The following is a 7,189-nucleotide window of genomic DNA, read 5'->3' on the forward strand; positions in this document are numbered from 1 at the left end:
GAAACTGAACCATTTGCCTTTATCGATTCGTGTCCCCATCGAGAATGATAATCCAAGTATTGTTCGTTGGGAAGAAAAGTGTATTCGCTGTGGTATGTGCAAAGAGGCCTGTACCAACCTGATGGGGGTACACGGCACTTACACGCTGGAACAAACCGGAGGAAAGGCTATCTGCATCTACTGTGGTCAGTGTGCCAATGTCTGCCCAGTGGACAGCATCACCGAGCGGGATGAAACCTCCCAGGTGCAAAAGGCCATTGCCGACCCAGACAAGGTGGTGGTGGTCAGCACGTCCCCCGCCGTCCGTGCCTCGCTTGGCGAAGAGTTCGGTCTGGAGCCCGGCGCCTTTGTGGAGGGAAAAATGGTGGCTTTACTCCGGGCTCTGGGGGTAGACTATGTGCTGGACACCAACTTTGCCGCAGACCTGACCATTGTGGAGGAGGCCAGCGAGCTGATCCGCCGCATTACGGAACAGGATCGGCCTCTGCCCCAGTTTACCAGCTGCTGTCCCGGCTGGGTGCATTTCGCTGAGATTTATTTCCCCGAACTGCTGCCGCACCTGTCCACTGCCAAAAGCCCCATCGGGATGCAGGGGCCTACGGTGAAGACCTACTTTGCCCAAAAGATGGGGCTGGACTCCGGGCAGATCGTCCATGTGGCTCTGACCCCCTGCACCGCCAAAAAGTTTGAAATCCGGCGGGAGGAGCTGCACGCCGCCGCTGACTACCACGGTGTGGAGGGAATACGGGACACCGACCAAGTCATCACCACGAGGGAGCTGGCCCGGTGGGCCAAGGCTATGGAAATTGACTGGGACGCCCTGGAGGATTCTGCCTACGATTCCCTGATGGGCAAGGCCTCCGGTGCGGGCGTCATCTTCGGCAACACCGGTGGGGTAATGGAGGCCGCTTTGCGCACAGCCTATGAGTATCTCTCCGGTCAGCGCGCTCCGGAGTCTTTGCTTCACCTCAGCCCGGTTCGGGGCTATGATGGGGTGCGGGAGGCCCAGGTGGAAATTGGGGAGCTGACGCTGCAAGTGGCCGTGGTTTACGGCACCGCCAATGCCCGCGCCTTCCTCCGGCGGATGGAGGAAAGCGGAAAGCAGTACCATTTTGTGGAGGTCATGGCCTGCCCCGGCGGCTGCATTGGCGGCGGCGGACAGCCAAAGAATCTCATGAAAAATGCCGACGAGGTCCGCAAGAGCCGCATTGCCGCGCTCTATCAGCGGGACGGCGCCATGACCCTTCGTACCAGCCATGAAAATCCTGAAATCAAAGAGGTCTACGAAGCCTTCTACGGACAGCCCCTCAGCCCGCTGGCCGAACAGATGCTTCACACCACCTACCAGGATCGAAACGAACTGATCCATCAGAAGGGAGGAGATTCTGTGAAAAAATGGGTCTGTGGAATCTGCGGTTACATCTATGATGAGGCAAAGGAGGGCACTGTCTTTGAAACACTGCCGGAGAGCTGGGTGTGTCCCCTGTGCGGTGCCGACAAGAGCGCTTTCGCCCCCCAGCAGTCCTCCGTTGAGACCAAAACACAGCCAGCCCCCATCCATCAGATGGACGAGATGAGACAGCTGTCCGCCGGGGAGTTGTCTGCCGTCTGCTCCAACCTGGCTCGGGGCTGTGAAAAGCAGTATAAAGAGCGGGAGGCCGCCCTGTTCCGGGAGATTGCGGACTATCTGTCCGCTGCCCAGTCTCCGGTGGCCGATCCCAGCCTGGACAAGCTGTTGGAGCTGATCCGGCAGGATCTCAGTGAGGGCTATCCCGGGTTGAATGGCGCAGCCGTGGCCGCCGGTGACCGGGGAACCCAGCGGATCTGTGTCTGGGGAGAAAAGGTCACCCGGATGCTGGAGTCTCTGCTGAACCGCTACCAAAAGGATGGGGAGGCCTTTTTGAAAGACACCCAAGTGTGGGTCTGCACGGTCTGCGGATTTATCTATGTGGGTGACAGTGCTCCCCAGCTCTGCCCGGTCTGCAAGGTGCCGGCATGGAAATTTGAAAAAATAGAAGGGAGAGGCTAAACCATGAAGCAAGTTGCAGTACGGAATCTGCGGTTATGCACCAAGGACTGTCTGTGCCTGTATGTATGTCCTACCGGCGCAACCGACACGGAGAACAGCATCATTGATGTGGACAAATGTCTGGGCTGCGGCATATGTGCTGATGCCTGTCCCAGCGGCGCCATCTCCATGGTCCCTACGGAATATCCGCCCCAGCAGAAGAAAGCTCAGAATGTGGTGACTGAAGCCAACCATATGGCCGGAAATAAGGCAGATCAGGAGAACATTGCCCGGCAGCTGGCGGAGCAGACAGACAAGGATGGTCTGTACCGTCTGATGAAAGCCGCGGAAAAATCCGTCCGCCTGGTCAATGAGGACCTGCTCCGGGAGGCCGGGTATATGCTTTCTCAGAGCGCTAACGCCCATCAGCTGCTGCAGAATTTTGTGGACGCGCCGCCCGCCTCCGATTTCCCTGTGGAGGCAGCAAAAGAACTGTTGGAACGCATTCCTTGTAATGAACCCATATCAGAAGGAGAAAAAAAGAGTATGAAGAAGTGGAAATGTAAAGTCTGCGGCTATATTCACGAAGGCGACAGCGCCCCGGAGTTCTGCCCCGTCTGCAAGCAGCCCGCCTCCGCCTTTGAACTGATCGAGGAAGCTCCCGTCAAGAGTACGAACAAGTACGCCGGCACCCAGACCGAGAAGAATCTGGAAGCGGCCTTTGCCGGAGAGTCCCAGGCCCGGAACAAGTACACCTATTTCTCCTCCGTGGCTCAGAACGAGGGCTATGAGCAGATTGCAGAGCTGTTCCTGAAGACCGCCGAGAACGAGAAGGCCCATGCAAAGCTGTGGTTTGAGGAGCTGCATGGTGTGGGAAGCACTGCCGAGAACCTGCTCCACGCCGCTGAGGGTGAAAACTACGAGTGGACCGATATGTACGACGGCTTTGCCAAAACCGCCGAAGAGGAGGGGTTCCCGGAGCTTGCCGCCAAGTTCCGTTTGGTAGCCGCCATCGAGAAGCGCCACGAGGAGCGCTATCGTGCCCTGCTGCACAATGTGGAGACGGCTCAGGTCTTTGAAAAGAGCGAGGTCAAGGTGTGGGAGTGCCGCAACTGCGGTCACATTGTAGTGGGCACTGCCGCCCCGGAGGTGTGTCCCACCTGCCTGTACTCCAAGAGCTTCTTTGAAATTCACAGTGACAACTATTGATTCCATAGAACATTGGGAATGCTGCGGGATCAAAGTTAAATGTACGCCGTGACACGTTCAGTCCCTGCTGGCATCTGAACGAGGCCTGACAAGGCAAGTGGTATGCCTTCGAGGCGGCATATGCTTTCGTCAACGATCTCTTCTCTCAAAAGTGAGAAACAAGGGTCTTTGATTATCTGCGGATTTTCAAAGGCCCTTATCTTTGATATAGCGACACAAAATGGTTTCAGCAGTTTGTCTTAGACTTAACTGATGTTTTTCAAACCCCTTTTCACGAAAAAAACGACTGTTTGTTATACCAATATATTTGTGAATTAATAAAGAATATTGGTTTTGACAAAATCACATATAATTCATCTCGTGTTCAGCAATCTTTTGGGAGTGGAGAAGGAACTAATTTTACAATCTTTCATTATACCGGTAAATGCTATCCCGTCTCATCTGAGTTATACTACATATCAAATATAAAGGTTGAACATCAAAAGGCTCCATCATGACATAACAATGGTGACAATATGAAGCTTCCATTTATGATGCGGCCTCCTTTTTGTGTTGGGCATATTTATTGTGTCCGGCTTTGATAATCCTCCATCGCTTCTTTGCAATCGCAATTTCAGCCGGCGGTGTTTTTTGGGGTTTCTTCGTAAAGCCGTGAAGCAGTACCAGCTTATTCCCATCCCAGATGAAATAGAAGATACGATAGATGTTGCTGGAAAATTTCGAGCGCAGCTCCCAAATCGGCCCATCAATATGTTTTGTATAGGGCTCATGTAAGTCGGGAGCATATTACGCCAGAAGCTCAATATCCCGGATCACCTTTGCCAAGTCTTTAGAGGGTAGGCTACTGTGCCATAGTACCTCCTTTCCTTTACATCGACGGACCATTCTGCCAGTTCTGTTCCTCATGATCATCCGCCTTATGACCAAGGGCAAGTCGCTTAGCCATCAACTTTTTCCTGCGCTTGGAATCCATTCGAAGGCCCAACGGACTGGCAGGCGCCATTCCATTATCTCGAAAAATCCGTCCCATATGATAGAGCAGTCGAGTCACTGTCACCATTACTGCCGGGTTGTGATGGTTCATTGGCTGTGACTTATATTGCTGTTGAGCGGTATCCGTCTTTTCCGGTGATGCGGTTGGTTCATCTTTTTCTGACTCTTTCTTCTGCTCCGGGCTGGCGGAATTGATCTCCTGTTGTTCCAGCTCCAAACGAAGATGTTCAGCCTCACGGATAATGGAATTTTTGATTGCCTTGAATTCCTTTTGCTTGGAGAGAGGATTATGGATGCGTGGTTTATCCTTGTAGTACCTTTCCAACTCATCGCGCAGGTCATTCCAGACCTGATAACAGGCAGCCACATCCGGCTGCAGTGCCAACTCATCGGTAATCGCATCTACCAGTTCCTTTACTCTTTTGGGCAGGTATCCATACTGCTTTTTCCCTTTTACGCTGCCCAGGGCATTGGCCAACTCCACCATTTTCTCGGCTAGCGAATCACTCTCTAACGCAGAGGTTTCCATTCGAGAGATAAACTCCGTCATTGCGGAGCGGGACTGGTTTACCAGATCCTCATAGGCCAGATCCTTTTTCACATAGAGATTGTGCATCTCATCCCGGAAGATCGTATTGGTGAGCGCAGATCGCATAGCCGCAATACCCGCTTTGTTCAGGTAACCATGTTTTTCATCTGCGGACCACACCATCATGTGTACATGTGGGTGGTACCCTTCATCGTGAAAGGCCGCACACCATCGGAAGTCATCCACTGGGATCTTCATAGCCTGTGCCAGCCGAGTCTTATGCTGCAAGAGAAGAGTGCGCCAACTCTCAGCACTGTCGTATCCAAGAGCTGACGCATCTTCACGCCGCAGAGAAAGAATGACCGTCCAGACAGGCCCTTCGTGTTTCGCTACTTCAGCCATTGTATCTTTGAGCGATACATCATATGAGTCACTGAACAGTCCATGATCGCCACGTTTCTCCACGCGAGGACGGGTGGCGATGTATTTGAGATAGCCATCTCCAGTCTCCATAGTGTGAACGTTGGAATCCAGTGCCATGGTGATAAACTCGGAGGCTTTGCCAAAGGAAGGACAGGCGCAGTAGTCACTGTACTCGAACAGTTCCTTGGTGTCCGGAAAGTCCTTGAGCAGTTTCTCAATGATTTCTTTCTGTGGTTGTGTGACAGGGCCGCGGCCATGCAGTTTCTCCACACCCTCTCGAGTGGCAATGTACTTCATGTATTTCGCCGCACTGCCTGCGCGGATGTAACCACACTTCTGCACCAGTTTCGGCATGACTTACAACCTCTTTTGGAATCGGAAGATCTCCTTGAAACTAATCATGCCATGGGTACGCATCACATCCTTTACACATCGGCCGCGCAGTTGCTCCAGTTCATCCAGAGTGGCGTCAGTGTCGTGTGCCATAAGGTGCATCATCATGGACATCTCCACCGACATCTTGAACAGCAGTTTCCCAAGACGATCTCCCAGAGCACCCAGTGATCCTTCCAGCACAGCAGACAAGGTGACCGGAAGGTATGTTCCGTCTTGCTCGGCCTCCAGATAACCAGTGTAGAACTGAATGGCTCGTTCAATGAATTCGCTCTGACTCTGGGAATTGTCAAGCTGATAGCAGCGTTCCACCAGTTCTTTTGTTCCCGGTGTCAGCCAGAGAGCGAATTTTTTCTTTGTGTAACTCACGTCGTAGTTCACCTCATACTCTCAGTAATCTTTGACCAATGCGAAACGCTTCCAGGTCATCAATGATGAACAGATCACTGCGCCAATGACCAGGCCACACTGCAAAGAGTTTGCTGGTACCCTGCTTGGCACGCATGTATCCTTTAAATTTTTCACCATATGTGACGAGTTGGTTGATCTCGCCGGTTGGAAATAATTCGATGTAGCAGATACGGTTGCTGTCATACGGGAACCCTTCAGTCGCTTTTGCGCTTCTCATCTTTGGACCTCCTTTTCAATCAAATTCATGTCAGGTCCGCTATCAACCCCGCCCAAAAGCCTGAAACGGCGGGGCTTGCGGGGATTCGCAACCCCTATGGCGTGTTATTTTCGCTTTAACAACCCCGATGGGAAAAGCCCGGAACTGCCCGCACTGCGGGCAGAAGTGAGAGAGCCGGGGCGTTCACGACCCCGGCTCTTTCTGCCTGCTTTTTTTTCGTCCTCCGTCCCCTGGTGGAAAAAGCCCTCAAATGAGGGCTAACCTTCCCGATTGGGGTAGGTGGTCTACCCCCACCCATAGGAGGGCACACAGGGCCTCACAGCGGCCCACACGGGGCCGTTATCAGGTGCCCAGCATTCACCCCATCTGCATTCCCGTCAAATCCTCGTTTTCATGCTCCTGAAGGGGGACCTGCGTCATATCTTCCATGTCGGCAATCCACATGGACATACTGTCGAGCAGCGTTTCTAAGTGATCAGACACAACTTGGAAAGAGTTCTCCAATGTTTTGCTTGAGGAGAACTCCTCTTGTTGCGTTTTGTGAATCACTTCCATCTGACGCTGCACAACAAACAGGATGTCCAACAGATCATAGGCAGAGGGAGTGTGGCAACCAACCGATTCCTGCTGCACAGGAGACTGTTCTGTCTTTTGGTAGATGCTATGACTCACTCGTGCATAGGGGAACGCAGGATCTTCAAGTTTTTTACTGATAGGCAACACAAGGTTGTTCTGTTCAATGGTTCCTGCGTACTGCGTTCCTTTGGCCTGTTCACGCACATAGTCGATGATCTCGCGGTATCGATGTGGCTCACCGTCATCCAGGAGTTCCCGGAAGCAGTTGAGCACGAATTCATTTTTGCTGTTGCGATCGATCAACATCTTTCACCTCCTACAATATAGTTACGGTTTAAGGCGCGGCAGCCAGCCGCGTCTTTTTCCATCTCAAAGCTGAAGCTGTTAGAATGGGAGAGTAAATGGTCTGACAGTAATCACCTTGGGCCAG

The 7,189-nt window shown here is 52.6% G+C and carries 6 protein-coding genes and 1 pseudogene; 2 read left to right on the forward strand and 5 right to left on the reverse strand.

The genetic code is table 11. The features are described from left to right. Nucleotides 1-4: 4 nt before the first annotated feature. Together ACEVJL_RS16010 and rbr are read left to right on the forward strand one after the other, a co-directional pair. Nucleotides 5-2,029, forward strand: coding sequence for a [FeFe] hydrogenase, group A (locus ACEVJL_RS16010; protein WP_287878932.1), 2,025 nt, complete (start codon nucleotides 5-7; stop codon nucleotides 2,027-2,029). 3 nt (nucleotides 2,030-2,032) lie between these two features. Further along, nucleotides 2,033-3,217, forward strand: coding sequence for a rubrerythrin (rbr, locus tag ACEVJL_RS16015; RefSeq protein WP_302667768.1), 1,185 nt, complete (start codon nucleotides 2,033-2,035; stop codon nucleotides 3,215-3,217). Between the two features lie 528 nt (nucleotides 3,218-3,745). Here rbr and ACEVJL_RS16020 read toward each other — a convergent pair. From ACEVJL_RS16020 to ACEVJL_RS16040, 5 genes and pseudogenes are all read right to left on the reverse strand, one after another. Further along, nucleotides 3,746-3,985: pseudogene (locus ACEVJL_RS16020) on the reverse strand (type II toxin-antitoxin system RelE/ParE family toxin); the annotation flags it as partial. Nucleotides 3,986-4,085: 100 nt separating this feature from the next. Next, entirely contained in the window at nucleotides 4,086-5,516 is a 1,431-nt protein-coding gene (gene mobP3, locus ACEVJL_RS16025; RefSeq protein ID WP_374738403.1) for a MobP3 family relaxase, read from the reverse strand. 3 nt (nucleotides 5,517-5,519) lie between these two features. Then, nucleotides 5,520-5,924 (reverse strand): hypothetical protein, encoded by a 405-nt coding sequence (locus ACEVJL_RS16030; protein ID WP_101692050.1) that lies wholly within the window; start codon nucleotides 5,922-5,924, stop codon nucleotides 5,520-5,522. A 13-nt stretch (nucleotides 5,925-5,937) separates the two neighbouring features. After that, complete coding sequence (locus ACEVJL_RS16035) at nucleotides 5,938-6,183, reverse strand: hypothetical protein (protein ID WP_101691728.1); 246 nt, start codon at nucleotides 6,181-6,183, stop codon at nucleotides 5,938-5,940. A 357-nt stretch (nucleotides 6,184-6,540) separates the two neighbouring features. Beyond that, complete coding sequence (locus ACEVJL_RS16040; RefSeq protein ID WP_374738404.1) at nucleotides 6,541-7,065, reverse strand: hypothetical protein; 525 nt, start codon at nucleotides 7,063-7,065, stop codon at nucleotides 6,541-6,543. Nucleotides 7,066-7,189 lie beyond the last annotated feature (124 nt).

Source organism: Flintibacter porci (assembly GCF_041925195.1).
In the GTDB taxonomy this organism is placed as follows: domain Bacteria; phylum Bacillota; class Clostridia; order Oscillospirales; family Oscillospiraceae; genus Lawsonibacter; species Lawsonibacter porci.

Bases quoted from the DNA above. Each gene is read 5' to 3' on its own strand.
- rbr (WP_302667768.1), top strand. From the start codon at position 2,033: ATGAAGCAAGTTGCAGTACGGAATCTGCGGTTATGCACCAAGGACTGT.
- mobP3 (WP_374738403.1), bottom strand. From the start codon at position 5,516: ATGCCGAAACTGGTGCAGAAGTGTGGTTACATCCGCGCAGGCAGTGCG.
- ACEVJL_RS16035 (WP_101691728.1), bottom strand. From the start codon at position 6,183: ATGAGAAGCGCAAAAGCGACTGAAGGGTTCCCGTATGACAGCAACCGT.
- ACEVJL_RS16040 (WP_374738404.1), bottom strand. From the start codon at position 7,065: ATGTTGATCGATCGCAACAGCAAAAATGAATTCGTGCTCAACTGCTTC.